The 26,784-nt window shown below is 53.4% G+C and carries 25 protein-coding genes and 1 pseudogene; 16 read left to right on the forward strand and 10 right to left on the reverse strand.

Translation table 11 applies throughout. From position 1 onward, the window contains the following. Positions 1-10: 10 nt before the first annotated feature. The gene (locus Enr10x_RS17805; RefSeq protein WP_145450862.1) at positions 11-673 is read right to left on the reverse strand and encodes a hypothetical protein; all 663 of its coding nucleotides are present in this window, start codon (positions 671-673) and stop codon (positions 11-13) included. A gap of 253 nt (positions 674-926) precedes the next feature. On the opposite strand from Enr10x_RS17805, the gene Enr10x_RS17810 reads away from it, so the two are divergent. From Enr10x_RS17810 to Enr10x_RS17830, 4 genes and pseudogenes are all read left to right on the forward strand, one after another. Next, positions 927-1,613, forward strand: a complete 687-nt coding sequence (locus tag Enr10x_RS17810) for a phosphopantetheine-binding protein (protein WP_145450863.1) — start codon at positions 927-929, stop codon at positions 1,611-1,613. Positions 1,614-1,684: 71 nt separating this feature from the next. Further along, positions 1,685-3,235: a phytoene desaturase family protein gene (locus Enr10x_RS17815; protein WP_145450864.1), complete on the forward strand. Its 1,551-nt coding sequence runs from the start codon at positions 1,685-1,687 to the stop codon at positions 3,233-3,235. Between the two features lie 864 nt (positions 3,236-4,099). After that, a pseudogene (locus Enr10x_RS30775) lies at positions 4,100-5,053 on the forward strand (IS110 family transposase). A 549-nt stretch (positions 5,054-5,602) separates the two neighbouring features. After that, positions 5,603-6,232, forward strand: coding sequence for an HAD family hydrolase (locus Enr10x_RS17830; protein WP_145450867.1), 630 nt, complete (start codon positions 5,603-5,605; stop codon positions 6,230-6,232). Between the two features lie 117 nt (positions 6,233-6,349). Here the strand turns inward: Enr10x_RS17830 and Enr10x_RS17835 are convergent, their stop codons facing one another. Further along, the gene (locus tag Enr10x_RS17835; protein ID WP_145450868.1) at positions 6,350-7,033 is read right to left on the reverse strand and encodes a hypothetical protein; all 684 of its coding nucleotides are present in this window, start codon (positions 7,031-7,033) and stop codon (positions 6,350-6,352) included. Between the two features lie 146 nt (positions 7,034-7,179). On the opposite strand from Enr10x_RS17835, the gene Enr10x_RS17840 reads away from it, so the two are divergent. From Enr10x_RS17840 to Enr10x_RS17860, 5 genes are all read left to right on the forward strand, one after another. After that, on the forward strand, positions 7,180-7,713 hold the full coding sequence (locus Enr10x_RS17840; protein ID WP_145450869.1) for a hypothetical protein: 534 nt from the start codon (positions 7,180-7,182) through the stop codon (positions 7,711-7,713). Positions 7,714-7,910: 197 nt separating this feature from the next. Next, positions 7,911-9,281: an IS1380 family transposase gene (locus Enr10x_RS17845; RefSeq protein ID WP_145104163.1), complete on the forward strand. Its 1,371-nt coding sequence runs from the start codon at positions 7,911-7,913 to the stop codon at positions 9,279-9,281. A 516-nt stretch (positions 9,282-9,797) separates the two neighbouring features. Next, the gene (locus Enr10x_RS17850; protein ID WP_145450870.1) at positions 9,798-12,206 is read left to right on the forward strand and encodes an arylsulfatase; all 2,409 of its coding nucleotides are present in this window, start codon (positions 9,798-9,800) and stop codon (positions 12,204-12,206) included. 175 nt (positions 12,207-12,381) lie between these two features. Then, positions 12,382-13,770 carry a carbohydrate porin gene (locus Enr10x_RS17855; protein WP_232093040.1) on the forward strand — a complete coding sequence of 463 codons (1,389 nt, stop codon included), beginning with the start codon at positions 12,382-12,384 and terminating at the stop codon, positions 13,768-13,770. A 62-nt stretch (positions 13,771-13,832) separates the two neighbouring features. Further along, complete coding sequence (locus Enr10x_RS17860; RefSeq protein ID WP_145450872.1) at positions 13,833-14,108, forward strand: hypothetical protein; 276 nt, start codon at positions 13,833-13,835, stop codon at positions 14,106-14,108. Here Enr10x_RS17860 and Enr10x_RS17865 read toward each other — a convergent pair. The 4 genes from Enr10x_RS17865 to Enr10x_RS17880 form a co-directional block, all read right to left on the reverse strand. Continuing rightward, a complete protein-coding gene (locus tag Enr10x_RS17865) occupies positions 14,105-14,632 on the reverse strand; it encodes a hypothetical protein (RefSeq protein WP_145450873.1) in 528 nt (175 codons plus the stop codon). The two genes, Enr10x_RS17860 and Enr10x_RS17865, sit on opposite strands and share 4 nt — an antisense overlap. Before the next feature lie 69 nt (positions 14,633-14,701). Next, complete coding sequence (locus Enr10x_RS17870) at positions 14,702-15,706, reverse strand: DUF1559 family PulG-like putative transporter (protein ID WP_145450874.1); 1,005 nt, start codon at positions 15,704-15,706, stop codon at positions 14,702-14,704. Between the two features lie 29 nt (positions 15,707-15,735). After that, a complete protein-coding gene (locus tag Enr10x_RS17875; protein WP_145450875.1) occupies positions 15,736-16,548 on the reverse strand; it encodes a hypothetical protein in 813 nt (270 codons plus the stop codon). Between the two features lie 221 nt (positions 16,549-16,769). Continuing rightward, on the reverse strand, positions 16,770-17,594 hold the full coding sequence (locus Enr10x_RS17880) for a hypothetical protein (protein WP_145450876.1): 825 nt from the start codon (positions 17,592-17,594) through the stop codon (positions 16,770-16,772). A gap of 254 nt (positions 17,595-17,848) precedes the next feature. On the opposite strand from Enr10x_RS17880, the gene Enr10x_RS17885 reads away from it, so the two are divergent. After that, positions 17,849-18,100 (forward strand): hypothetical protein, encoded by a 252-nt coding sequence (locus tag Enr10x_RS17885; RefSeq protein ID WP_145450877.1) that lies wholly within the window; start codon positions 17,849-17,851, stop codon positions 18,098-18,100. 38 nt (positions 18,101-18,138) lie between these two features. Next, positions 18,139-18,870, forward strand: coding sequence for a DUF4241 domain-containing protein (locus Enr10x_RS17890; protein ID WP_145450878.1), 732 nt, complete (start codon positions 18,139-18,141; stop codon positions 18,868-18,870). Positions 18,871-18,901: 31 nt separating this feature from the next. Here Enr10x_RS17890 and Enr10x_RS17895 read toward each other — a convergent pair whose 3' ends face one another. From Enr10x_RS17895 to Enr10x_RS17905, 3 genes are all read right to left on the reverse strand, one after another. After that, a complete protein-coding gene (locus tag Enr10x_RS17895; protein ID WP_197997266.1) occupies positions 18,902-20,020 on the reverse strand; it encodes a polysaccharide lyase 6 family protein in 1,119 nt (372 codons plus the stop codon). Positions 20,021-20,278: 258 nt separating this feature from the next. Beyond that, on the reverse strand, positions 20,279-20,509 hold the full coding sequence (locus Enr10x_RS17900; RefSeq protein WP_145110803.1) for a hypothetical protein: 231 nt from the start codon (positions 20,507-20,509) through the stop codon (positions 20,279-20,281). 67 nt (positions 20,510-20,576) lie between these two features. Continuing rightward, positions 20,577-21,074, reverse strand: coding sequence for a TIGR03067 domain-containing protein (locus tag Enr10x_RS17905; RefSeq protein WP_145110806.1), 498 nt, complete (start codon positions 21,072-21,074; stop codon positions 20,577-20,579). A 213-nt stretch (positions 21,075-21,287) separates the two neighbouring features. On the opposite strand from Enr10x_RS17905, the gene Enr10x_RS17910 reads away from it, so the two are divergent. The 3 genes from Enr10x_RS17910 (at position 21,288) to Enr10x_RS17920 (ending at position 24,708) form a co-directional block, all read left to right on the forward strand. After that, positions 21,288-23,141 (forward strand): glycerophosphodiester phosphodiesterase, encoded by a 1,854-nt coding sequence (locus Enr10x_RS17910; RefSeq protein ID WP_145110809.1) that lies wholly within the window; start codon positions 21,288-21,290, stop codon positions 23,139-23,141. Between the two features lie 134 nt (positions 23,142-23,275). Beyond that, positions 23,276-24,130: a DUF3472 domain-containing protein gene (locus Enr10x_RS17915; RefSeq protein ID WP_145450880.1), complete on the forward strand. Its 855-nt coding sequence runs from the start codon at positions 23,276-23,278 to the stop codon at positions 24,128-24,130. Positions 24,131-24,270: 140 nt separating this feature from the next. Beyond that, a complete protein-coding gene (locus Enr10x_RS17920) occupies positions 24,271-24,708 on the forward strand; it encodes a hypothetical protein (protein WP_145110814.1) in 438 nt (145 codons plus the stop codon). A gap of 38 nt (positions 24,709-24,746) precedes the next feature. Here Enr10x_RS17920 and Enr10x_RS17925 read toward each other — a convergent pair whose 3' ends face one another. After that, positions 24,747-25,136, reverse strand: coding sequence for a hypothetical protein (locus Enr10x_RS17925; RefSeq protein ID WP_145110817.1), 390 nt, complete (start codon positions 25,134-25,136; stop codon positions 24,747-24,749). A 209-nt stretch (positions 25,137-25,345) separates the two neighbouring features. Here Enr10x_RS17925 and Enr10x_RS17930 point away from each other — a divergent pair, with 209 nt between their 5' ends. After that, entirely contained in the window at positions 25,346-25,672 is a 327-nt protein-coding gene (locus Enr10x_RS17930) for a hypothetical protein (RefSeq protein WP_145450881.1), read from the forward strand. A 155-nt stretch (positions 25,673-25,827) separates the two neighbouring features. Next, positions 25,828-26,760 carry an endonuclease/exonuclease/phosphatase family protein gene (locus Enr10x_RS17935; RefSeq protein ID WP_145450882.1) on the forward strand — a complete coding sequence of 311 codons (933 nt, stop codon included), beginning with the start codon at positions 25,828-25,830 and terminating at the stop codon, positions 26,758-26,760. Positions 26,761-26,784: the final 24 nt, after the last annotated feature.

Raw genomic sequence — 26,784 nt, forward strand, 5'->3', positions numbered from 1 at the left:
AGGCTGCCGCTTAGATCCCGTTCCAGATGGGGACTTCCAGGAACTCGGCCAGGGTGTTGGCGTCTGCGTGGATCTTATCCAGGTCGCCGTGATCGACGACGTTGGTGCGGACGCCGTCCCGGGAGACGAGATTCATTTCATAACTGTAATAAGAACTGTTGTCGCTGCTGACATACTCTTTGATTAACTGGATCGCATGGATCTGGTCGAACGGCATCAGCAGTTCATTCGCGGTGGCGTAGATCAATTCGTCAGCCGGGACCTTGCCTTTCCAGAAACAGTTGTGCTGCTTGTCGAAGACGACTGGTCGAGTACCGAAATAGAGCATCAGGCCGCCGACCAGCGCGAATACCAGGCCGACTCCCCCCATGATCAGGGAGCCTGCGGTGAAGATTTTTCCGCTCTGGAGGATCTGAAAGAGGCCAACCCCTGAGACGACCAGACCGAGAATCAGGAAGATCAGGTAAAAGCAGATGGCTCCGGCCGCGGCTCGGAACTCATAGCGGTGGGGTGAGATCTGGACCAGCTTCTGCGTACAGAAGTTCGTCCCGCCCCCTTTGAGCGGGGACCAGTCTGTTTTCAAAGCGACCGGATCATCGAGGGTCGCCGGATCGAAGGGGGGACTGCTCTCGGTGGATAAGCTTTTCAGTTTTTCCATCAGCTTGCGAAACATGGGCGGGCCGCCTTAAGGAAGAGGGTGATTCCAGCTGGGGGATATGATAGCATTCCGGCAGGGGCTTTGAAATATTGGTCTGAAGAGAACGATGAATCCCATGTTCCAGTTCATCGAATATTTCCACTATCCTGTCGTCTGCAATTCATTCTGGTAAGGAATTGGCGCCGTACTACGCAAATTGTAATATTAAGGACGAGGCACCGAACATAAATCGTTTCTTTTCTCACCTCGGTCATTAAGTGCTTGAATCATGGGTCTTGACACCATTGAGCTCGTAATGGAGATTGAAGACAGATTCGGCATCACAATACCGGACTCCGTCTATTCAGAAATACGCACTGTTGACGACCTGGTCAGGTATTGCCTCGATCGCATTTACGCTGTTAATACAATGAATTGCCCTTCGTTGACCTGTTTTCTCTCGCTGCGATGTCTCGTACGCGACATCCGAAATGATCCTGACCTGAGATTTCGCCCGCGAGATAATGTCGAAACCGTACTGGAGGACTCTGATCGAAAACGGCTTTGGCAACGACTCCCCGAGTTACTGAAAACAACACCGCGTCAACTGCGGCGACCTGCCTGGTTGCGGAAAACTCTGGTCGGGGTCGTGCTGAGTTTCCCGATCGTCTTGATGTCATTTTTCCCCTGGCACGTTGAAATACTGATTTTGATCTGGCTGGCAACCATTGCTTTTGGCATTATTCTTCATTGGCTCACGATTGGATTGCGCAGCAGAACACCAGAGGGATATATAACATTTGCAGAGATCACGAAACGGATTGTTGGACTTACTATCGCAACGAATCCCCCCACTGAAACCGACTATGACAGTGTGTTTTCCATCGTCAAAGAAATAATTGTCGAACAACTTGGTGTCGACGATGATGAGGTTGTTCCAACGGCTCGATTTATTCAAGACCTTGGCGTGGCGTGACATGCAGTAAAACGCGGCATTCATTTTTCTGTTGGGTTCCAACATCACGAGAAATCAAAGGTGTAACAACCATGGCCAGCACTCGATCTGCCTGGGATGAAATTGTGATCGGTTCCGGTATGGGGGGGATGGTAGCGGCAGCCGCCCTCTCGCGTCTGGGACACCGGGTGCTGCTGCTGGAACAGTATGAATCACTTGGTGGACAGACTCATAATTTTTCTCGTGACGGTTTTAGATGGACTGCCGGGATACACTATCTTGCCGCCATGGGTCCGGATCAACGTGAGAAAGCCATTTTAGACTGGTTGACCGATACGCCTATTGAACTGGCGCCGATGGGAACGGTCTACGACACGCTGCATATTGGTGACGCTCCCCCGATTCAATTGTCACGTCCGACCGAAGCCCAGAAACTTGATCTGAAGGAACATTTTCCAGATGAAGGCGCTGCGATCGAAGGCTGGTTTCAGGCGATCCAGGCTGGCCGCAAGGCACTGGAGACGATCATACGTGCCCGGTCGCTGCCAGTGGCTGTCGGTGCCGTCAGTAAATGGTGGAGACGTGCGGCGATCCGGCGCTGGTGTGAGCGCACCACGGCGGAAGTCACCAGCGAACTGACCGACAATCCGGAACTGGCTGCTGCGTTTTCTGCACAGTGGGGTACGTTTGGCGGTCGTCCCGGCACGGCCAGTTTCGCCTTTCATGCGTCTGTCATCGGGTCGTATCTGGACAGCGGAGGGTTCTATCCCGCAGGAGGGGGCTCCACGATCGCGGAACACCTGCTGGCGACCATCAGAGCGCAGGGGGGCGAGGCACATGCCGGTGTCACGGTGGAAGCACTGCGGATGGAAAACGGGCGCGTCGTCGGTGTGACAACTGCTGATGGCGAAGCAATCGCTGCCGACAAAGTGATTTCCAATATCGGCGCGCGGGAAACGGTGGACCGGCTGCTACCAGAAGGTCACGGTCAGCAGGCGTGGGTGGATGAGATTCGTGCGCTCGGCTCCAATATCTGCCATTTTTCACTGTTCCTCGGTTTCTGCGGCGATATCGAAGCGGCCGGTGCCACGAAGTCGAACCACTGGCTGTATCCGACAGGCGAAACAGACGCCGTCTGGACCGACGTTTCCAACAATGTACCACCGGCGATGTTCGTCTCGTTCGCTTCTTTGAAAGATCCGGCCTATGATCCGGGACCTGATCGCAAACATACGGGAGAAATTATCGCCTGGGCCGACTGGTCTACCGTGGCACGCTGGGCCGCGATCCCGCCCGGAGAACGGGGCGAAGACTATCACGATTTCAAAAGCCAGGTCGAGGCAGCGTTGTTTGCACAGTTCGAAACGTATTTCCCCCGACTCGCAGAACTGGTTGTGTTTCGCGAAGTCGCAACACCGCTGGCAACGGCAGCGATCACCGGCCATACGAAAGGCGCCTTCTACGGTCTCGACGTGACTCCCAAACGTATTATGTCAGATGCACTGCGGATGAAGACTCCGATCAAAGGTCTCTACCTGAGCGGACAGGACGTGGTCTCCCCCGGCATTCCCGGCGCGTTGTGGGGCGGGCTGCTGTGTGCGGTCAGTATTGATCCCAAAATGGCGGTGCATCTGGGTGGCTGATTATTCACAGTTCTACGCCAGGTGGGCCGACACATGGGTCGGCCCCTACGACTGGAGTACCTGATCATTGGCAGGTAGTGATGCAGGTTCATCTGGGTGGTAGCGCGCCATTCGCTAGAATACGGTTGGTTTGTTTTTAATCGAACGTGGGAACGTCGACTACCTGCTCGCTGCACCCCGACCGGATTGTATCCGGGCTGACTCTTTTCTTTCTGAGCGGGTCGGCGCCAGGTAGCGTTTCTTAATTCGGATGTGATATAGCAAAGTCGTTTCAACCTGTGGCTAATGCCCTGCGGCTAATCTGGCTTTTCTGTTGTTGAAGTCCTGAAAACATGATTAACAGCCCCCCTCGGCCATGGTGAATACTTACATAGCTAACGCTGTCGACCTCATAATCACGCTGAAAACTATTCAATAAACGCTACCTGGGCTGCCTGGTGCGCGATGTTCAGATTGGTGCGTGCGTGCGGTTGGTTAGAATGGGGGTGGATTCTCCTGTAGGGGCGGACCTATGTGTCCGCCCGTGAGAGTGGACGTCGTTTTTTATTGGTTCTGACACAAGCGGTTTGTGGTTCCGTTGAAAGTCTGATTCGGCAGAATGTCGCCAGGCGGGCGGACACGCGGGTCCGCCCCTTGTATCTGCTCTTGACTGTCTGCAGTACTTTGTTTTGATAGACAAACAAAGCCAATGCTTCCCGCCTTTAAAGGCGGGAAGCATTGGTGGCGAGTGTCAGATCGTGTCCGCCCCTGGTCTTAAAGACCGATTCGTAGCTGGATCGCCACTCGCTTCTCCATGCCTTAACCCGTACAGTCGCCTGAGCGGTGCCACAACACCAGCTCGTATCAGCAAGGAAGGGCCTTAGCATGCAACAGCATAACACAGATCACGTCGGAATTGACATTTCAAAATCCAAGTATGATACCAGAATTTCAGGTCATCCCAAAGGTTCCGTTTATGAATACACACACGACGGGATGAAACAGTTCATGAAGGTGCTTCAGAAGACTCAGCCCAAACTGATCTGTCTGGAAGCAACGGGAGGACTGGAACGAAAGCTCGTTGCCTGTCTGCACAAGCATGGGTTTCCGGTCGCCGTCGTCAACCCTCGACAGATCCGGGACTTTGCCCGCGCCAAGAACAGGCTGGCGAAAACTGATCAGATTGACGCCCACACGATCATGGAATTTGCCCAGGTGATGCAGCCACGGATTACCCCAGCTTTAACACAGGTTCAGCAGAAAATGCGGGAATTCAGTGCTCGCAGGCAGCAGGTCAGCAAGATGATCATCCAGGAACAGAACCGCCTGGAAACCACCCCAGACAGGGAAGTGGCCAAAATGATCAGCGATTCAATCCAGTTCTATAAAAAACAGCTCAAACACATCGAGAAATAACTGAAGGAGCTGATTGACGCGGATGAAGAATCCCGTAAATGTTCTGAAATCCTGCAGTCGGTACCTGGTGTGGCCGGCACAACCGCGGCCCTGCTCATCTCAGACCTTCCGGAACTGGGAAGTCTGAATCGAAAGCAGATCGCGCGGCTGATCGGTCTGGCTCCCACGAACCGCGACAGTGGAACTCTGCGCGGGAAAAGAACGATTGGCGGGGGACGAGTCCGGATCCGGAACGGGTTATACATGCCCACTGTCACGGCCCTGAATCACAATCCCAGGATCAAAGCGTTCTACACACGGCTGGTGGAAAACGGAAAGCCCAAAATGGTCGCCCTCGTGGCTGCCATGCGGAAACTGCTCATCATTCTCAACACCATGGTCAAAGAAGGGAAAAAATGGGAGGCAAACATGATAAATTTCTGATTTTTTAAGACAGTCGCTACTTTTTCTGTTTTGCGTGACTGGTGGTCAGGGCTGGTTATTTGTGGTTAGCAACGGGTTTTATGCGGTAATAAGCGGTAAAACTTGACCAAAAACGGAGTGCATCGATGAGCAGTTGTTTTTCAAATCGTGCTGAAACCAGCGGGTTTTATGGTGTGTCTGTCGCATTGGATCTGAATGTTCCCGTGAAAAAGTAGTGTTGCTCGCGCGACGCAGAACAAGGCATTCTGGTCAGGAGCAGGGGCGTGTCCAGTCCAGTTTATTCAGTCGTCAGGGAGGATATGTAAGGTCGGATTTGTTTAGAGCAGCGGCACTGTTGGGCAAGCCAACAGAGACACACAATAATTCAGTTCACGAGAATATTTTAGCGTATTTGAAAGTTTACTCTGTCAGTTTCCTGCTCGCCCCGAATTGCATTTGGGGTTACCCTTGTTTCCGGGTTGGATTCTTGTTTGTGATAACCTGTGGCTGGCGCCATGACGCTCAGGTAAGTTATACTGTGGGAACAATTCTCCTCGATGGAGTTCAGGAATGCTGCTTAACTTTGATTTTGATGGTGTGGTGATCGACTCGTTTGATCGGTTGCTGGCACAATGCAGGGCGGCTCAATTTGAGCTTGATGACGGACGGCCGCCGACAGCCGAAGATTTTCGGACTATTGAGAACCTGACGTTCGCCGACCTCGCCTGTCGGCTGGGAATGTCAACAGAAAACGGGGCGCGGTTTGAATCGCTGGTCTACCAGATTCAGGAAGCGGATCCGTCGACATGTCCGCTGGTGCCGGGCATCGGGACGGTCCTGCGGTCGCTGGCTGAATCGCACATCATCACCGTTGTCACATCGAGCGATTCGGCAGCTGTCGAAGCAGAACTCAGTCGGCATGAACTGGGCTGGCCGGTCGTGGCGCGGGTGCTCGGGCCGGACTTTGCGAAAGCCAAACGCGACCGGATCCAGCAGGCGCGGTCGGCATTCAGTTTTGACCGCGGTGAGACGTACATGATCGGCGATGCGATCAGCGACATTCGCGAAGGCCGGGCCGCGGGGGTGATGACGATTGCGGTCACCTGGGGCTTTCAGGACAGAACACTGCTGGCGAACGAAGAGCCGACGCACATGGTGGACCATCCGGAGGAGTTGCTCGACCTGCTGCAGGTTGAATGAGCGACCGATTAGAAAGAAGGAGCGCAGTTGTGGCTGAAGAATTCGGCGATCGTGTTTTCCAGTTGCCGGTCGGTATGAATGATGCAGACAGGTAACGCAAAAAGAATTCATCGTAGCTCAGGTCCAGACCATATCGGTCCGCCAGGCTCCGTTTCGCAGGACAAATGAGTGGAGCAGTTCGACAATCTCATCGAGTGACTCGGGGGCCTGCTCTGTCACATACTGGACACCTTCGATGGAACACATGCCACTGAGGCCATCCTCCGGATTGAGACTTCCCGATCCATCGAGCCAGTTATCCTGATCAATCTCCGCAGTCACAAAGGTGATGTCATTCCATTTCAGAGCGTAGACGTGTTTGCGAATCTCCTCGCGGGATGGATTGGTCGCAACTATCTGCGGCTCTGATGTCGCAGGGAGCAGAATCTTGAGCAGAATATCATGAGATTGAAGCCGGTCGGGAATGTCGGGAGGAATCTTCGGAGATTGATCTCTGGTGAAATCCGGCAATGGCGGTGGATTGCCATCAGAGTCGAACGTGAGCCAGTAGAGAATATTGCGATAGTCACGTCTGGCTTCCAGAACGAGTTCTTTGACGCGGTTGATGTCGCCTGAGGCAAGTTCCAGGATCGCGGCGTGAACCCGTTCGACTTCCTGGTGCATGTCTTCCTTCCCATAGTATTCGAGAATCTGAACCACTTTATCAGACTGGTCGCCATACTGCGTGTGAATCTGCGCCTTAAGTTCATCGGAGACGGGCATAGGAACGCCTTTTTTGAGAATCAGGGTTGGAATCGTCATTCGCGGGGGCTACTGTATTTACTTATACACATTCACACTTATTCCGCAAAGGGCGCGGCACTGATTCGTAAATTCTTACCAGGGTGAGAAAGTGATTCAAGCAGTTCTATTCCACTAGATGATCGGAGAAAAAAATGGGGGGGTACTTGCACTGTTGCACTACTGCGTACACACCAGATCCTAAGGAGGCACTTGAATCTCTCCAGGCAGCGCAACTTGAAAAGTACGACCTGACGACTTTGATCAAAACCAGTCTGGCAGAATACCAGGAAGCATTTGACGCTACACCAGAAAACGATGAATATGGCCTGCATGACTATTACAAAGGAGTTCTTGAAGATATAAAAATCGCTGCTTCTCAACCACTCCCCACCGACTTCCAGGGCCGTCTCGATCTGGTCCGCGGACTGTGTGACTCTGGTGAGGGCGTTGGAAATATTCTTGATGTCCGTGGAATCGCAAGCAAAGACAATGAGTTGTTCGCCGCTAAGCCACTTAGCCCGGACGATCTCCTTGAGAAATTCGGCTCGAATAAACTCCTTTCTGCCGATGCCGATTTCCATGCCGGCAAAGCCAATGAATGTCTTGGTCGTGGTGAGTCCATCTGTTTTCCGCTTTACGCCTCTGCCGACGCGGATGAGCCTGTTGAATGGTGTTTCGTTGGCGTCACTGTTGACTGACCAGCCAGATGATTCGACAGCGAGAACACGAGAACCAATGCGAAATCGAGCAGTTGGAGTAGCGTGTCAGTGAACAGGAAGCGCGCTTAAACCCGCATTTCCCAGATGACTTCCTACACTTTGGCACGTAATTTGCGCCACACCCCTACAAAACAAGGTTATTCTGCCAATTCATGCCATGCTGACAGGGGAACTTGATGGGTGACAGCCAAAACCAGGATTTACGGGTCAGTTTTGACAGCCGATTGAAGCTGAAGTTCTGCGGCAGTCAGGTCACCACCGATGCGGGACTACTGGCCTATCGGGAACTGGATGCAGCGCTCGGTCTGACGGAAATGGGCGGAGATGTGCTGAGCGATTCACGCCCGGGCCGCAACAAGCAGCACCAACTCGTGCCGCTGTTGCGTCAGTCGATCTACAGCCGACTGGCAGGCTACGAAGATGTCAATGACGCTGAGCGCTTGTGTGTGGACCCGGTGCTACGCCACGTGGTTGGCGGAAGGGCGAGTCAGCCGGATAAACAAGCGGCGTCAAGCAGCGAGGTGGGCCGTTTCGAGACGCAGATACTCAGCACGCAGCGCAATCTCACGGCACTGATGAAGCTCTCCGGACGCTGGATCAACAACCTCCACCGGCGGCGACCGCTCAAAGAACTCATCCTGGATCTGGACAGCTCGGTCAGTGAGACCTACGGCCGGCAACAGGGCGCGGCCTACAACGGCCACTTTGCATGCCTCTGTTACCATCCGCTGTTTCTGTTCAACCAGCATGGTGATCTGGAGTACGCGATGCTGCGGCGTGGCAACAAGGCCAGCGCGAAATACTGGCGGAAGGTGCTACTGCCGGTGATCGAACGGTATCGGCATTTGGACATTCCGAAGTTCTTCCGCGGCGATGCGGCGTTCGCCATTCCAGCGCTGTATCGTGTGCTGGAGAAAGCAGACTATCGTTACGCCATTCGCCTCAAAGCCAACGCCGTATTGGAGCGGGAAATCTCGCATTTGCTCACCCGTCCGGTCGGACGGCCTTCCCACAAGCCCAAGGTCTGTTATCACAGCTTCCAATATCAAGCAAAATCATGGCAGCGATCGCGTCGCGTGGTGGCCAAAGTTGAGTGGCACGCAGGCGAACTGTTCCCGCGTGTTGGATTCATCGTGACCAACTTGAACCAGCACTCGAAGAACGTCGTGAAGTTCTACAACGGTCGGGGCACCGCCGAGCAGTGGATCAAGGAAGGCAAGAACGCCGTCAGATGGACGAAGCTCTCCTGCCGGACGTTCAAAGACAACCAAGCTCGGTTGCAACTGTTCGCCTTAGCTTATAACCTCGGCAATTTCCTGCGGCGGCTGGCCTTGCCCAAGCCTATACAGAACTGGTCGCTGACGACGCTGCGGGAGAAGCTGGTCAAGGTTGGGGCCAAGGTAACCCGGCATGCCAAGTACGTATTCTTTCAACTGGCCGAAGTGGCTGTGCCACGGAGATTGTTCGCCGCAATTCTTGATCGGATTGCACGACTGGCAATTCCGCCGCCGGTCACGCATGACGTGAAGCGGAAGTATATCAAATAGCGAAAAACGGGGTTCCTCACAGAGAAAGTCTGCGCAGAAACCGTGTTGACTACTGAAAAATGATTCGCTCGGGCAGCAATTTCCGGATCTCAACAACAGAGGCACAACAAAAGTGGCGAAAAATCACTTTGTTTTAGACACGGGGGACCGCAGTGGTTACAATCAAAGAAAGTCCATGCCTGGAGTGGTTTCAGGCTGATCCATATGGGAAATCTCGGTTAAAAGACATTTTGACACAATAATCTCTTTAAATAGACCGAATGTGGCCCGTTTAAGATTTCTGTTGAAGAACTCGTTGAATGAAAGCTATACACAGAAATTTCATTTGCACTGCTGAACACGCACTGGTTAACATGGAATTCAGAGGCAACGACTCACTTCTCTTAAATGTTGTCTCAGGGATTTGTTTCAGTGTGAAGTCTCAACAACTGACGTATGTCTTTACTTCGATATGACGACTTCACTGATTCATCCGCCAATGATCCCCTTTCTGCAAGAGCCCGAGGAGTTAATCCCATGAGCTGGTTTCGCTTCTGTTTCTGTCTGCTCAGCATCACGTTCCTGAACCTTCCAGCCTCGGCGGAAGAATTCAACCGCACCAAACTGCCCGTCTCGCAACCGGCGTTTAAAGGAAAAATCAGGCTCAAAGCGACTGAGTCTGTGAAGGACTTCCCTGCAGAAATTCAGGCACCCGCCGGCGCGCCGAATGTATTACTGATCCTCACCGACGATGTCGGCTTCGGTGCCTCGAGCACCTTCGGCGGTCCGATCCCTACTCCCACCTTTGATCGCCTCGCCCAATCCGGTCTGCGCTACAACCAGTTTCATACGACGGCCCTCTGCTCCCCCACCCGGGCCGCCCTGATCACAGGCCGCAATCATCATACCGCCTCCACCGGGGGCATCATGGAAATCGGTGTGGGTTATCCCGGTTACAATACACTGGTTCGCAAATCCTGCGGGACCATCGGCCAGATCCTGAAATTTAACGGCTACAATACGTCCTGGTTCGGGAAGAATCATAATGTGCCCGACTGGCATACCTCACAGGCCGGGCCCTTTGATCTCTGGCCAGTCGGACTGGGTTTTGAATACTTCTATGGTTTCGTCGGCGGTGATACGAGCCAGTGGACCCCGGCCCTGGTAGAAAACACACGGCCCGTGGAACCCCCGGCCAACGACCCGACCTACAATTTCGACGAGGACATGGCCAACCGCGCCATCAACTGGATCCGCATGCAGCAGGCAGTCGCCCCCGACAAACCCTTCCTCTGTTACTATGCCACGGGAACCGCACATGCACCGCACCATGCCCCCAAAGCATGGATCAAAAAATTCAAAGGCCAGTTCGATCAGGGTTGGGATGAGGTCCGCCAGCAAACACTCGACCGCCAGATAAAACTGGGAGTCGTTCCCCCGGGAACCCGGTTGACCGAACGTTCCAAAGGCATCCCCGCCTGGGATTCACTCGATGAACGGCAGAAAGAAGTCTATGCCCGCATGATGGAAGTCTACGCGGCAGCCCTCTCCCACGCCGACCATCAGTTCGGCAGAGTGATCGACGCCATTGACGATCTCGGCGAACTCGATAACACCCTGGTCATCTACATCCAGGGAGACAACGGCGCCAGCGCCGAAGGGAGCGAACAGGGGCTGCTCAATGAAATGACCTTCTTCAATAACATCAAAGAAGATTTCGAAGAAGTCTATCGTCGTCGGGATGAACTGGGCAGCCCCACCACCTTCAATCATTATCCCATCGGCTGGGCGCACGCGATGGACTCTCCCTTCCAGTGGACCAAGCAGGTCGCCTCCCACTTCGGAGGCACGCGCAACGGCATGGTTATGTCCTGGCCCGCACGCATCAAAAACAAGGGAGCCGTCTGCTCTCAATTTCATCATGTAATCGATATTATGCCCACCATCCTGGAAGCCACCGGACTGCCCGCCCCGGATTCCATTAACGGCATCACCCAGGAACCGATCCAGGGCATCAGCATGGCCTACACCTGGGACGATCCCTCTGCTCCCTCGAAACGTGATACACAGTACTTTGAAATGCTGGCCAACCGGGGCATCTACGACCAGGGCTGGGTCGCCTGTACCACGCCTACCACGCCCCCCTGGGTCAGTGTGGCCGATCCGGTGGATGTGATCGATGGCTACAAATGGGAGCTCTATAATATCGCTGATGACTTTTCAGAATCTGTCAATCTGGCCGCGCAGCATCCCGAAAAACTGAAGGAACTGCAGCGGCTGTTTTATATCGAAGCGGTGAAAAACAATGTCCTCCCCCTGGACAACAGCAAAGCCGAACGCCTCGACGTGAAAAACCGCCCCAGCCTCACCCGGGGACGAGACACCTTCACCTATTACGATGAGATGCTGCGCATCCCCGAAGGTTCCGCGCCCGACCTCAAGAACAAATCCTTCGGCATTTCAGCCGTCGTGAATATCCCGGAAACAGGCGCAGAAGGCCTGCTGATGACACAGGGGGGCCGCTTCTGTGGACTGGGATTGTATGTGCTCGATAACAAACCCGTATTCCATTACAACCTGTGCGGCGTCAAACGCTTTAATGTCGCCTCGCAGGAAGCGCTCAAACCCGGTAAACACGTCATCACACTCGACTTCAATTACGATGGCGGAGGCGTCGGCAAAGGAGGCCAGGCGACGCTCTCAGTCGATGGCACCAAGGTGGCTTCCAGCCGAATTCCGCAAACCGTCGGCTACCGGATGTCGCTCGATGAAACACTGGATATCGGCGAAGATACCGGGACGCCGGTGAGTGAGGATTACAAGGTCCCCTTCAAATTCACCGGGGACCTGGAAAAAGTGACCATCAAAATTACCGAGCAGAAACTGACCGAGGAACAGTTGCGGCAATACCGCGAAACCCAGGTCAAAGCAGCGCTGTCGCGGTAAGCAGCATATTTTCTCTGATCGGCATAACCGTTATAAACTGAACTTCACTGTTCAGATTATGACAGTGTTAACGGAATTTCATCCAGTGACGATCAGGCAGCGACGAAACTATCGAAAGGTTCAGTTCCTTTCAGTACTTTTATCGAGTCTACCCATGGTCACAGGTTTTACCAAAATGCGCTGGTACCTGGGACGATGTCACGGAATCGTTTCGACCTGCTGCCTGATCTTCCTCTGTAGTGTTGCGCCCCTCAGTCGATCCGCCTTCGCCGACGAATCGTTTCCGGTCTCCCTTTACGAAGAAACTCAACAGACAGCCGAGCCGGAGCTGCTCTCCTGCGAATCGCCTTGCACCGACTGCGCCAGCCCCGGCACATGTTGTGATGGCCCTGACTTCTGGGCACAGACCACCATGACGCAGAATCTGTTTCCGCGTCGTGCCTGTCTGGCCGAACAGGGAATCACCTTCGACGCCGACCTGATTCAGTTCTATATGGGGGTCGCCTCAGGGGGGGAAAAACGGGATTTCCGTTACTCGGGCCACGGCGACTATATCATGAATATCGACGCGGCCAAACTGGGCGGACCGCAGGGACTGTTCGTCAAGCTCCGGGCCGAACATCGCTTTGGAGAAACCATCAACGAAGCGACCGGGGCCATCATTCCCGCCACCCTCGCGCCTGACCTGCCGGTTTCCTACAGTAACGAGGTCTACCTGACCAATGTTCTGTTTACTCAGATGTTTTCCGAGACCTTCGGCGTCTTCGCCGGGAAGTTGGATACCCTTGACGGCGACATGAATGCCTTCGCTCACGGACGCGGTAAAACCCAGTTCTCCAACACCGCCTTTGTGGCCACACCTATCGGTTTGCGAACCATCGTCTACTCGACTCTGGGAGCCGGCTTTCTGATCTTAAGAGAAGGCGAGCCGATTTTTACCTTCACGGTACTCAACTCCACAGACACCACCCGCACCAGTGGTTTCAAAGAGCTGTTTGCCCACGGAGCTGCCATCGTCCCTGAACTGCGTCTCCCCACGAACCTCTTCGGTAAACCGGGACACTTCCTGTTCGGAGCCAGCTACAGCAGTCGTTCGTTCGCCTCGCTGGAACAGGATCCCTTTATCCTGCTGCCCGATATCCCCATCAGCCGCGAAACCGAATCCTGGTCGTTTTACTGGAACTTCGATCAATATCTGTTTGTCGATCCTGATAATCCGCAACGTGGCTGGGGTCTGTTCGGGCGGGCCGGCATCGCGGATAAACAGACCAATCCCATCGAATGGTTCCTCAGCCTGGGGATCGGCGGCAACAGCCCCATCTCCAGCCGGGAAGCAGACACCTTCGGCATCGGCTGGTACTACTCGGCCACCAGTGACCGGCTCGCTCCCTTCATCAATACGATTCTGGGAGGCGTGGGAGATGGCTACGGCGTCGAAATGTTCTATAACGTGGAAGTCAGCAAATGGTTCCACCTCACAGCCGACATGCAGGTCCTCCGCCCGGCCCACGAGACCGTCGACACCGCTTTGCTCGTCGGCTTGAGAGCCGTGATTGATCTCTGATTTAATACAGAAGAAATTCGCATCCACGCAATAAACATCGTGTACCAGGAACGCCTCGACTGATGCCGACTGCAGATCAACTAATTCGCATGTCTGCGATTGAAACTTCAGCTGGCCCCTGGCTCCTGCTGGCGGGCTCGCGGGAGGCCGACTTCGAACCGCTCCGGAAACTCTTTGAGACATTAAGCCAGTCACCGGCTACCGTCCTGCTGGAACAGCAGCCCTTTATCGCAGTCAACGGACAGCTCAGTCTGGAACTCTGCAGCCAGACAGATCCACCTTCGAAACACAGGTTCTCTCTGTCGCAGCTCAAGACAAAACTGCAGGATTACTCTTAAAAGATTACGTGCGTCCTGGTATCTATCTTCCATACACCGCCCGTTTTTTTCAGCTGATAGCGGCGCGCACTCAGTTCCTGATTTCGTTTTAACCGGGACGTGTTGAAACGGACTGTGTCTTCCTTATAGCTCTTAAATTTAATGATATAGAGCCGGCCTTCCCGGGTGGTGCCCTCTAGAACAAACAGGGGTTTCTGTTGAGCGCGTTGCGTGGTGATAAAATCGAGCTCTCCTTTGCCGATCATGGCAGTTGAGGGATAGGCACTGATCCCCTGTTTTTTGATCCGTTTCAGAATAGAACTGCGAAACGGGATTAAGTTCCCCTGGTGGTCGCCATGGGCAAAGAAACAGGGCTCTCCTTTGGTGATTTTGTCACTCTGGAGCACATCCAGGGTGACAGTGACGCAGAGTTCGGTCAGAAGCGTTTTTTCGGCCGGCGAATATTCCCGGCGTGGTTGGTTCGATCCGGGACTGATCGTAATCGAAAACATCACCAGATAAAAAAAAGTCTTTACCCAAATCATACTGTGCCCTCATTCCATTGGGACCATATAGATTTCACTCAAAACGTGTTAACACCAGTATGAATCCTATCAATTCTTTCCCAGCACTTCGTTGCCTGAGGTGGATCCCATTGCGTTCCAGACGGAGGCGTCGATATTGTAGCTGACCGAGCGGACGGAACCGTCTGCCATCACGACATTCACCACGGAACCGTGCCGACTGTTGGCCGGCATACTGTTTCCATTCCAGGTGAGATCCGCTTTGCAGGCAGTGGTGCCGGGGGGCAGAAAGTGGTTGTAACGTGTGAAGTTCATGTTCCCTTCCAGCCAGGTCATCCCGCCGTTCGAATCGGTGTTGGAGAGGGTTGATGCCTCTGATTCTGTCAGGTTGACACACCAGGATCGAAATGAGTCTTCTGTCCAGGGTGCCGCCAGCCCGAACAGATCGGACTCCATATCCGTGGCACTGTCATCGTCATCACCCAGGATCCGCTCGCTGTAGGCAGCCGTATTGGACAGACCGTCCGTAATATGACCGACGCGGACTGCGCTGGACTGGCCAAACATCCCGTTGCCGCGCCTACCATCCCAGTTGCTGCCGTTACAGGAGCGATAGTTGGTATTCCCCCAGGGATGCGTGAGCCGGTCAATATCGGACGGACAGAGAAAAACGGGAATGGTGGTTTGTGCGATCTCTTCATTCGGACCGATACCGGTGACCTTACGGGGCTCGCCTGTGGTGTCCGGATAGAACGGTTGCACGTTAAAGTTGATCTTGTTGTAAACGGTAGAAAGATCCAGAAACGGAAGTAGCTGAGAATGGGCGGAATAACGTCGGGAATCGACAGAGGTAATGGGATTCGTATCCGGCGCCCCCAGTACGACTCCTACTCCAAAGGGATAGACAGAATGCATCGACTCATAATTCTGTAACGCGATGCCAATCTGCTTCAGATGATTACTGCAGCTCAGCTTGCGGGCGGATTCTCGTGCGGATTGGACCGCGGGTACCAGCAGTGCAATCAATAACCCGATGACGGCCAGGACGACCAGCAGTTCAATCAGGGTAAATCCTCGTTTGAGCGCCGATTTCATCTCGGTTCCTTTTTCAGCAGAGAAGTGACTCAGGCTTGTCGCATTTTATAAACAACGACCAGAATGACGCAGAGGACCACCACTGCAATCACGGCTCCCCAGATCCAGGGAGTCCAGTCCGTCTTGGGTTGATAATCAAACGTAAGCTGATCTGCTTCCAGCATGATCTCGGTCAGATGCAAATCCACGGGTGCCTTGGATCCCCCCTGCTTCACTCCGACGTGCAGATAATCGACAGGGCTCTCCGTATATTCATACGACTCAATCAAAACCGGTGCCTGACCATCGGCAGTATTGGCAGCGAATGTCAGAAGGTTGCCTTTGCGTTCAATTTCCATGATTCCCTGGCTGATGTTGGCCTTCTCTGATTTTGATTTACTGTCGTACCCTTTACCGTCCTGTTTGCGGAAACCACGATGCGCCACATTCACTTCCCCCGCGTGATGCTGGTTGACGTGTTGAATGGTGGCCCACTCCTGGTCCTTGTCTTTGATTCCGATGGAAAGGCCGGCTCCCGACCCGCCTTCAGGTTTGCCAAGTTCGGTAATTGTGTATTTCCCGGTGATCTTGAAATCCCCTTCCAGTCGACACCGGATATCAATCCCGCCCCAGTCCTTTTTATCGCCGGCGGCAAGCTTCATGCGTAACCCGTCTGCAGTGGGTTTGATTCCGGCCAGGTTGCCATACAGCTCAAGGCGATTGAGATCGTATTCCCCTCCCCGAAAGCTGAAATCCCAGCGTTCCCGATCCGCGGCGGAGAGTGAATCTGGTTCTACGCCCAGCAGGAACAAAGCAGCAGAGATCACAAATAATAAGCGAGCAGGACAATTCAGAAGTCGCATTCAATCGAGCCTTATTGATGCAAAACGGTTCCCACTGAGATGGGAAAGACCGGTTGTTGAAGTGAGACAGCAGCACACCGTAGAAACAGAGTGGCGGGAAATACGGGAGTGATCTGTCAGAGAACTGAGACATACCACAGACATCCACTTAATATCAATATATACACCAACCGATCTTTTGTGAAGGTCAATCAGACTGGCAGCTGACCAACAAAGCTGAGCTATGGTCCCCAGATCGCCTTTTTCAAAATCAGAAATGAAATGACCGCAAAAAAAAAGAAAATAAAGATCAATCTGACAGACAGACTGAGGCGGCGATCCTCGACTGTGGCTTGATTTTCGTAATCGATGATCGGGGGGAGTTCCAGTCCTTCCTCCGGCTCGACTTTCACGAAGTATCCCCGCTGCACCATGCGTGCTACAAATCGATCATACAGCCCCTGAATGCAAGTGAGCATCTCGTCCTGGTGATGAATCGAAATAAAAGAGTCTCCCCGTCGGGCGAGTGTCTGAAGATGATGCTCCAGCAGTTTCTCAAAGGTACTCTCAGGATAAGAGGTCAATTCATTTTCTGGTGAGTCAGCAAACCCCGGTCCCATATTACTGGTCATGATCGTTTTTTCTTTGTCTATAAATGTGTAAACGGTTTCGCCCTGCCGGGAGGTGGGCTCTCCTTCAAACATCTTCGTCACTAAGGCGACATACCTGCCGCTTTTGTGTCGTGACAGCACGTTGACACCAATCATCTTCAGATGATCGCGGTTACGACCATGTAACTGGCTTTCAATCAGGGGATCCACGAATCCCTGTTCAGCAAGCTGTTGCAGGATGGCAACAACTTCCGGCTGTGCCTGTTCCGGAACCTGATGCAGTTCAATCAGCCGCTCACGAATATCGCCTTTGACCGGACTGATAGACGCATCCATACGCGCCAGACGTATCTTGAACAGAAACCAGATAAGAAACCCCAGCACTATACGTGGAGAGTACAACCGGAGCCACTCGCGTAAATGGAGTTGCTCCATGTGTTCTTCATAAAATTCCATACTGCTGCTTTTTCTGAAAGTGGATGAACGCGGGAAACAAATCCTGGAAGCGGTCTGTTTTTCCCCACCCCGCCTCCGTAACAGGACGGCTGCTTGAGAGACCAGACCCATCTGTATATCATATACAATGATACCAAGAGATATGAAACCGTTCCGGCAGTCTCTCTCTTTAAACTCTGGACATCGATGTATTTCGTTCCTGATTTCATTCGTACTGGCCTCCGTGTGCCGGCCGTACAATAGAAAGTTCTCCCATGCCCAACGGACGCCCCGGCGACCATCCTGCAGTGGATATCCTGGTTCACGGTATCTCCAGCGGCTTTCCGGATGACATTTTTGAAACCGTCCGCGATTTAGCGCAACATCCAAAGTATCCTCTGATCTCAGATCGCGTGGATGAATTACTCTGGAAATACTGGCCGAGTTGGAGGAATGCCAATCCCGATCTGGATGAGGTTCGCAGACAACTGCAGGCCCTGCGCGAGGAGCTGGACCAGGCGGAGTAAACTGAGGCGGCAGATTCATATTTAATAAGGAAAAATACTTGAGCACCAGAACCATCATCTTCAGCATTTTGACAGCCCTGTTCTCTACTGGTTGTTCGCAGAGTGACAGCACGCAAGGCACTGGTCAGGACTCCGATAACATGGGGTTACCAGTCTCTGCAGCATACCTCGCCCTCGCTCTCGAAAAAGAGATAACCATCAACGACATCACACTACGTGAACGAAATATTGCCGATTTACATCTCCCTACCGGCAAGCTGATCGCCAGCGACGCGATCGTGTTCATGGATCCTCTCCCTTTTAAGCTGAAGATGCCCACGGGGACCTTTCCCGTCATTCTCAGCATCGCACATATTGCTGAAGATCAGCGCGTCGCTTTTGCCCGCATCCGCTTCCGGGATACAGTTCCCGTGACCTGGAAGATGCTCTCTGTCGAAGGAGAGCCCCCTGGTAAATTGCAGGAGGGGGATATTTTTGGCTATGGGGTCGACTCGGGTACGGGCTGTTTTATAGACGCTTCAGCGGCGAAAGTGTTTGACGAGAAGTTGACCAGTGATCCGAACTACTTTGAAAATTTACTCGATGCCATAGAGCGGACTTACGTCAATACGTGGGGCTGGCTGGATCTGCCATTCGGCAAGGGAAATCTAGTTGCCTTTTCGTCAGGTTTCGGAGACGGGTTCTATGCCACCTATGCAGGATTTGATGCTGACGGCAAGCTGGCAGTAGTCGTGACGGATTTCGCAGTAGTTCCATCGAAAGCAGAATAGATGGGAACATCGTAAATGCAACGGCAGGATCTTAATCCTTTCGTGCTCCAGGGCCGACGTCTTCCGGCTTCAGGCGCTTGAGCCGAGGTGGACCTGAGCGGCGGGTGTTCTTGACTATGATATCCTCCGGCAGCAGCGAGCGGGAGCGGCTGCCCAGTCCGTGGCCGTAGACGATTTCCTCACCGGCATTGTCGATCAATGTATTACCGTCGATGAGAACGTGACGGACCCGGGCGTGCTGGCTTAGCTTTGGATCCGGTACGCCGGCACTCAATGCGATCGCGCCGCCGATGCGATTGCCGACGCCTTCGATATGATTACCGATGATCTGGTGCCCTTCACCGACGATGCGAATGCCCCCGGAATGCCGGTCGCCGTCCCCCAGGATGAGGTTTTCACGGACGATGCAGTTGTCGCCGTGCCGCAGCGTCAGGGCGCCAGCACAGCCGATGATCGTGTTGCGTTCATAGACATTATCGCACGACTTGTTGGAGATGAGCTCGATTTCTCCGTCGCAGTTTTCGAACAGGTTTTCAGCAACGATGCACCGGGCGGACTTCATTGACGTTTCACTGGTGCCGATGCGGATCGTTTCGAATCCGTTGCCGTTACCCCGCTGGCGGTTGAGGAAGTAATTGCGTTCGATGCGGTGCCGGCCGACTTCGCCATCCTCATCCAGCCAGACGACCAGCGTGGTCCCCGAATGGTTCTGACCGGCAAATTTACAATGATCAACGCGATGATCGTGGCCGTTCAGGCTGAGCCACTGATAGCGGGTGTCGATGTTGTCCGGGTTATAATTCTCAATCGTGCAGCGGGTTACCCGATTGTGTGCGCCGCGGACACGGAGGACGTGTCCGGTTTTCAGACTGCCGTCGCGAAACGTGAAACCGTCGAGGACGACATGCTCACCATTCAGATCGAGGGACGAAGATCCTGTGAAGGTGATCTGGGAACGCACGATGATCGGCTGTTTTGGTGACCCCTGGAGCTTGAGCTTCAGGCGGACATCGTGCCAGTCAGAGCCGACGAGAGAGATGAGATCTCCCGGCTGAGTTGCTTTCACTGTAGACTGCAGCGCGGTTGGTGTTTCGACGCGGAATTCTTCGGCCAGAAGCAGACTGGGCCAGGCCAGGAAGAAGAAAGACAATAATACGTTTCTGAAAGTGATGGTATAGGAGACTGATTCCGTCACTGTTGGACGAGCCAACAGTGCCACCCTATGCTGGTTTGGCATTGGTCTTTTTCTGGTTGAGGAACGGTTTTGTTTCTGTTGGAAAGCTGATGTTGATTCACAGCGACTTTGATTATAGACGCGGATTCAAATCGGTGGCTAGCGCCATTCCGCTCAGGTTCTCGTCGATCATTTTTAGTTGTTTCGGAAGACAATAATAAAACAGGTTGACAGTCACCCCAGTTTTTTTCCGATCGATTTTTCAATTTTCTGTTTGATACCCCTGGCCAGATCGTTCATCTCAATCGTGTCACCATACGTCTCGATCAATTCCTGACGTCTGGTTTCGGATGTTAACACAAGAAACAGCTCTTGCCCCCGTTCGGTATTCAGTGCTTCATCTAAAGAGCCAAGCTTTTCGATGATAAGTTTATCGAGTTCTACCAGAATCTCCTGAACTGTCATTTTTTCCCCTGTAAAACACAGAATTCGGGAAGAATGCGTAGCATTTCAGAAAAACGAAAATGATCAATCAGGGAGAAGTAGATTCCGTATTCTTTTCGACGCGTTCGAACTTCACCAGGATGCGGCCGTCGCCGGGGCTCGACTTGAAAACAGTGGGACGTTCGATACCTGCGGGAGCGAAGCAGAGTTTGCGGGTACTCTCACCCAGGTCGTAGATCCCCAGGTACGTTTTGCCTTTGTCCCCACCTGTGGTTGGCTGGATGTCGATCGTCTTCGGTTTCAGTGTGGGATCGATACTGGTGGTCCCTCTGACGATTTCGTTCCCCTCGGAACGCAGGCTCCAGGTTCCGTCAGCCCCGTTGACCACGGTCAGTTTCTGGGCGTCCTCGTCTTTGGATTTGTTGCCGTTGACTGTGAGGGCCACGATTTTCCAGGTACCGGCGATCTGATTCCGGTCTTTTTGGATTGCTTTCGCCCTGGCATCGTCGGCCGAGGCGGTCGCTGTCAACGTGGTCATCATGGTAAATGTGACAAGGTACTTCAGTCCTGAAAACGAGCGCTGCATGATCTCCCCCTGAATGGAATTGAAGCTGTCAGTTACCGTAGCTGCAGTAAGATTTTATCTTAAACGATCCACGAGTCGCCCACAACTTTTTTAAGGTGAGAGCAACCTGGTAATTCGCTGGTGTCTGAGAGATTATCTTCTCCCAATACTGAGGAAAGACTGGTAAAATGACAGAACACAGCCACAGATTAAACTGAAGAACAGGATTCCGCCATGTCCCTGGTTCCATTCACCCGTCAGATCGCAACCAGCCTGAACGCCTCACTACGGCACCTGATCGGGGCGGACATGCTGTATAAGCTGCTGGCATTCGTGGTGCTGACACCGCTGTTCGCCATCCTGTTTCGGACTCTGCTGGCACTGGGCGGGCAGAGCGTATTGACCGACGTCGATATCGCATTGTTCTTTGCCGGTCCGTTTGGGTGGATCTGTGCGATCACTCTGGGAGCGGTCTGGCTGACCATTGTCGCGCTGGAGCAAGCGTCTCTCCTGTCGATTCTGGCGACCCGTGCCAGCGGTCAGAAACCGGAGGTCATCGAATCACTGCGGTTTGCGGCCAGTCACGTCGCGGACATTCTACACGTGACCGGCAAGATGATTGGCTGGAGCCTGCTGGTTTTGGCACCGTTCCTGCTGATAGCAGGCGGCGTGTATCTGGGACTGCTGGGCGAATATGACATAAACTATTATCTCAACGAGCGCCCAACCGAATTCAAAGTGGCCGTCGGACTGGGTGTGATTCTGGGACTCGTTCTGACCGGCATCCTGCTGCGGCTGTTTTCCGGCTGGTTTCTGGCACTGCCTCTGATTCTGTTCGACAAGGTCCCCCCGGCTGAGGGGCTGCAGGCGAGTCAGCGAAAGGTCGCTGGTCACCGTCGTCAGATCCTGATCTGGCTGATTGCCTGGTTGGGTATGGTTCTGATTCTGAATGCGTTGCTGGTCGCGTTCGTCGGACTGGCGGGGCGTGTGCTGATTCCCACAGAGGTCGGGTCGCTGCTGGTGCTGACAACGCGTGTGGGACTGATGCTGCTCGTGCTGTTTCTGACAGGCCTGACTTTGAACCTGTTCGCGACGATCGCTTTTGCCGGCCTGCTGTTTCAGGGATATCAGCAGATGATTCCGGAAGCAACAATGTCAGTCGAAAAGAGCGAGTCTGCCGAGACACAGAGTGGAAGTCAGTTGTTCACGCGCGGGCGGCTGGCGACGGCAGCAATCGTCGGCGTGCTGGGGGCCGCATTCCTCGGATACTGGTCGTTACAGAGCACTCTCGAAGCGCAACAGATACCGCAGGTAATGGCTCATCGAGGGGCCTCCAAAGCGGCTCCCGAAAACAGCATGGCCGCCTTTCGCCAGGCGATTGCCGACGGTGCAGACTGGATCGAACTCGATGTTCAGGAGACCGTAGACGGAAAGGTGGTCGTTGTCCACGACAGCGACTTGATGAAACTCGCAGGCAACCCGCTTAAAATCTGGGATGCGACGCTGGAAGATTTGACGGAAATCGATATCGGCAGTTCGTTCGATCCACAGTTTGCCGCCGAACGGGTTCCGACGCTGGCTGAGGTACTGAAGCTGTGCAAGGACAAGATCGGCGTGATCATTGAGCTCAAATATTACGGACACGATCAGCAGTTGGAACAACGGGTGGCTGATATTGTGGAGTCCGAGGGGATGGCAGATCAGATCATGGTGATGTCACTCAAACCGGAAGGGATCGCCAAAATGAAAGCCCTGCGGCCGGACTGGAAGTGTGGCCTCTTGCTTTCTGTGCATGCAGGAGACCTGGAGAATATCAAAGCTGACTTCCTGGCCGTGAATGCAAAATTCGCGACGCGAAGTTTTGTGAACCGCGCTCACAATGCGGAAAAGGATGTCTACGTCTGGACGGTCGACGATCCGACGCAGATGCTGCAATTGATGAATCGAGGTGTTGACGGCATTCTGACCAATCGCCCTGCCCTGGCCCGCAAGGTGATCCACGAACGGGAAGAGATGAAACCCGCGGAACGGCTGCTTGCTGAAATTTCACTGCTGTTCAATCAGCCTCCCACCGATCTGGAACAATAAGTTTCAGACTCGAGAGCATGATTCGAAGTGTTTCTATTCTGCTTCACTGTCAGTCAGTGATTGATTCCGTTAGCATGACTGGAACCTTTTAGCTGAGTACCCTGACTTCAATCTGCTTTATGAGGATCAATATCGTGCTGCGTTTCAGAATCATCCAATCCTGCTGTTTGCTGATGGCTGTCTGCCTGTTAACAGAATCTGTCCAGGCAGATGAAAAAGAATACAAGCAGATGCCCTGGCATCTGGTCGACCTGTGGTGGGACCTGGGCGAGGAATCTGTGTTCGAGAGTTACAGCATCGATGTGACGATCAGTGACGACCTGCCTTCAACGAAGAATCTCTACATCGCTCCGATTGGCCTGGGACACCTGAGCCAGACGCCCTTCTATGGCGGTCTGCAGACCCAGTCGGACGGCTATACACTGGCCAACAAAACGTTGCGTAAGATTGGTCCCGGGCTGTTGATGTCCATGTGGGGCGAGCGGAGCCACGAAGCGATTCGCCCCGCTGAGGGTGGCTTCTTCCAGAGCTCGGGGCATGAGGGGGATTTTGTCAGCATCCGGCGTCCGTACAAATGGACGCAGGGAACTTACACCTACAAACTGATCCGTCTGGACCGGGAAATGGTTGACGGAAAACCGTGTACCTGGGTCGGTGCGTTTGTTAAGTCGCATGAAAAAGACGAATCGATTTTCATTGGTGCGCTGCGGTTCAAAGGTGACAAGCTGATGCTGTCACCGAAAATTGCCAGTTTCGTGGAAGTTTATGGTGCCCGGATTCCGGTGACTGAAATCCCCCGGGTCACGGTCACATTCAATCATCTACAAGTCAATGGGAAGCCGGCAACGGTGAAATCGGTCGAAGCGATTTACCCCAAGGGGGTACCGGATTACGCTGCTGCAAAATCAACTGGGAAATCTGTTGAGATCATCGTCGGTCAACCGGTGAAAGGACGCACGGTCCGGAATACCAGGCTGAAACTCGATTGATCTTCGCCCGCTACATATCGTCCGGAAGGAGAGGCTTGCACTCAACGCCGTGCTCCCCATAATACGATTTAGCTATCACTGGCAGTTTCAGGGATAGCTTCATACAAGAGATAGCTTCATGCATCAGAGGAAATATCAGAATGGAAGTGCCTCCCGAGAAAATCTATGACCTGTTCAATCACTGCTTCGATTTTGCCAAGTCGATGCTGCAGGAAGCAGGAATGTTCTATCCCTTTGGAGCAGTCCTGACTCCTGATCTCGAAATGAATGCGGTGGGTGCTGATCTGGGTGATGCACAGCCTGAGCCGAGTGCCGTCTATCAGCTGTTGAGCCAGACATTTTCGGAACAGGCACAACAGGGGAAAATCGCGGCCTCAGCCCTGGCCTGTGATGTCAATATCCCCGAGAAACTGGAATCACCGGTTTCCGACGGCCTGCGCGTGCATCTGGAAAGTTCAGGCATGTCTCGTTATGTCTACGTGCCTTACCAGATTGAAGCGGACGAAACAGACGAATCGGCAAGGACTGTTACCTTCTTTGATCCGATTACCGTCGATCTGCAGCCGCATATTTTTTAGCGAGCTCGAATCGGAATCACAGGGGGTCGGGAGAGGCTTCAGTCTGCAGAGATGATTTCTGTCTCTTCCATGCCTGATTCCAGGGCAGCCAGCGCCCCTTCCGTGAGCGCCAGCATGGATTTTCCCCGTTTCAGATAAAGGATGAGGGCGACAACAAACACGATCAGCGAGATCAACATTGCTGTGGCTCCGACGCTCAATGCATGCATCGAATTGCGGATGATATCGATCATGATCTCAAGGGGGTGCTTCGGTACTCCCTCTTCCCACCGCTCCGTGATACTCATCAGGATCTTGAAGACAGCATTAATACTGAGCAGGGGGGAGAGGATGGTGGTCAAGGCGGACAGGCTCAGGGTCCAGCCCCAGAATCGTCTGGATTTTTTCAGGTATAAAAACTCTTCCATCAGTGCCTCGGGCGATTTCATTGACCACCGGAAAGTGAGCCACGGCAACCAGTTTCAGTTGCATTCATTTTCCGCTTTGATTATTTCTATACATGCATTTACATCGCACTCAAAATAGTCGAATCGATTACACTCTGCAAGCAGATTTTTTCCCTGGGAGTGTGACCTCAAAACTCTGGAATATTCCCTCGGAATCTGTTTCCGATCTTTAGAGAACGCAGGAATTCAACATGCGCTGGCATTTCGTGGGTGGCATCTTCGCGACTCTCTTTGGTCTCTTTTATGTTGCTGTCGGCCTGTTGATGCTGGGAACGATGGCCTATTACAACATACGTTACGGGCCCATTGAATACAGCCATGGTCGTTATGAGGCCCTCGACCAGCTCGCCCTGACCCCGAAAAATATTTCTAACGTCATTTCCACACTGGGTGTGGGCATCGGAATGTCAGCCGCCGCCTATTGCTGGTTTAAGCAGAAAAAACGCGACGGAACGATTCTGTTTCTGTTATCACTGGCCCTGTCGGGGATCACCGCGGCAGTAATACGGAACATGTAATCTCAGCCAGTCTGACAGGTGACAGGGCCAGACCCATGTCCCCCTGAAAAGCTGGCAAACAAGTGTAATTCACTCTATTTATCATCCTTGAATCACCGGTTCAAAGTGTAGCATCAGTTTGATGGAACCTTTCAAAAACAATTGGAGCCAGGACCATGCTGAGAGACTCCCGCCTGATTGCCTGTGTCATCGCCTTGCTGGTGTTCGCAATTTTGGATGCAGCAGTCTTCGGTCAACAGCCGACGACAGCTGAAACGCTGAATCGTCCGCTGCGGGTACTGACAGCAAATATCTGGAACTATTCCAAACCCTACCAGGTCCGGATGAAACTGTTGCGCGAGCAGATCAAGGCACTCGAACCAGACGTAATCGGTTTTCAGGAAGCGGGCTGGACTCCCGGAGAAGAGCATCAGGTGAAACAGCTACTGAAGGGGATGAACTATTATATCGAGCATGAAGCCGACGGAGCTGACACCAGGGAACGTCGCCTGCTGGATGTGGCAGTGGCTTCCCGCTGGCCGCTGAAACGTCGAGCTCTACACAAGCTCCCCGGGAGCGGAAAGGCGCTGCTGGTTGAGATCGAGGCGCCGCTGCCTGTGGGGCGATTGCAGTTTGTGAGCACGTTCGGGACGGCCCGCTGGCAATTCGATCGGGAGTTGAACCGGGAACGCGATGCGGTGGCGCTGGACCAGTTCATTCGCGAAAACTGCGATCGACAGGGTTTCCCTCCGATCATCGCCGGTGACTTCGACGCAACGCCTGAGGCCGCCTGTATGCGTTATCTCAGGGGACTGCAAAGCCTGGACGGACACAGTACGCATTACTACGACGCCTGGGAAGCGGCTGGAAACCAAACTCCGGGTTATACCTGGACGACAAAGAATCCTTACGCGAAAAAGACCACGGAGCAGTTCTGGCATCTTTCCGACCATCATCGGCGGATTGATTACATCCTGATCGGTTCGCCCCACCATTACCGGGGTTATGCACGAGTGGTTTCCGCGCGGGTGGTGTTGAATCAACCACAGGGGCAGGACTGGCCCAGCGATCACCTGGGCGTCTTTACCGAGATCGCAGTGAAGCCATAAACCAGCCCCTGAGACCTGTAACAA

This window comes from Gimesia panareensis (assembly GCF_007748155.1).
Lineage (GTDB): Bacteria > Planctomycetota > Planctomycetia > Planctomycetales > Planctomycetaceae > Gimesia > Gimesia panareensis.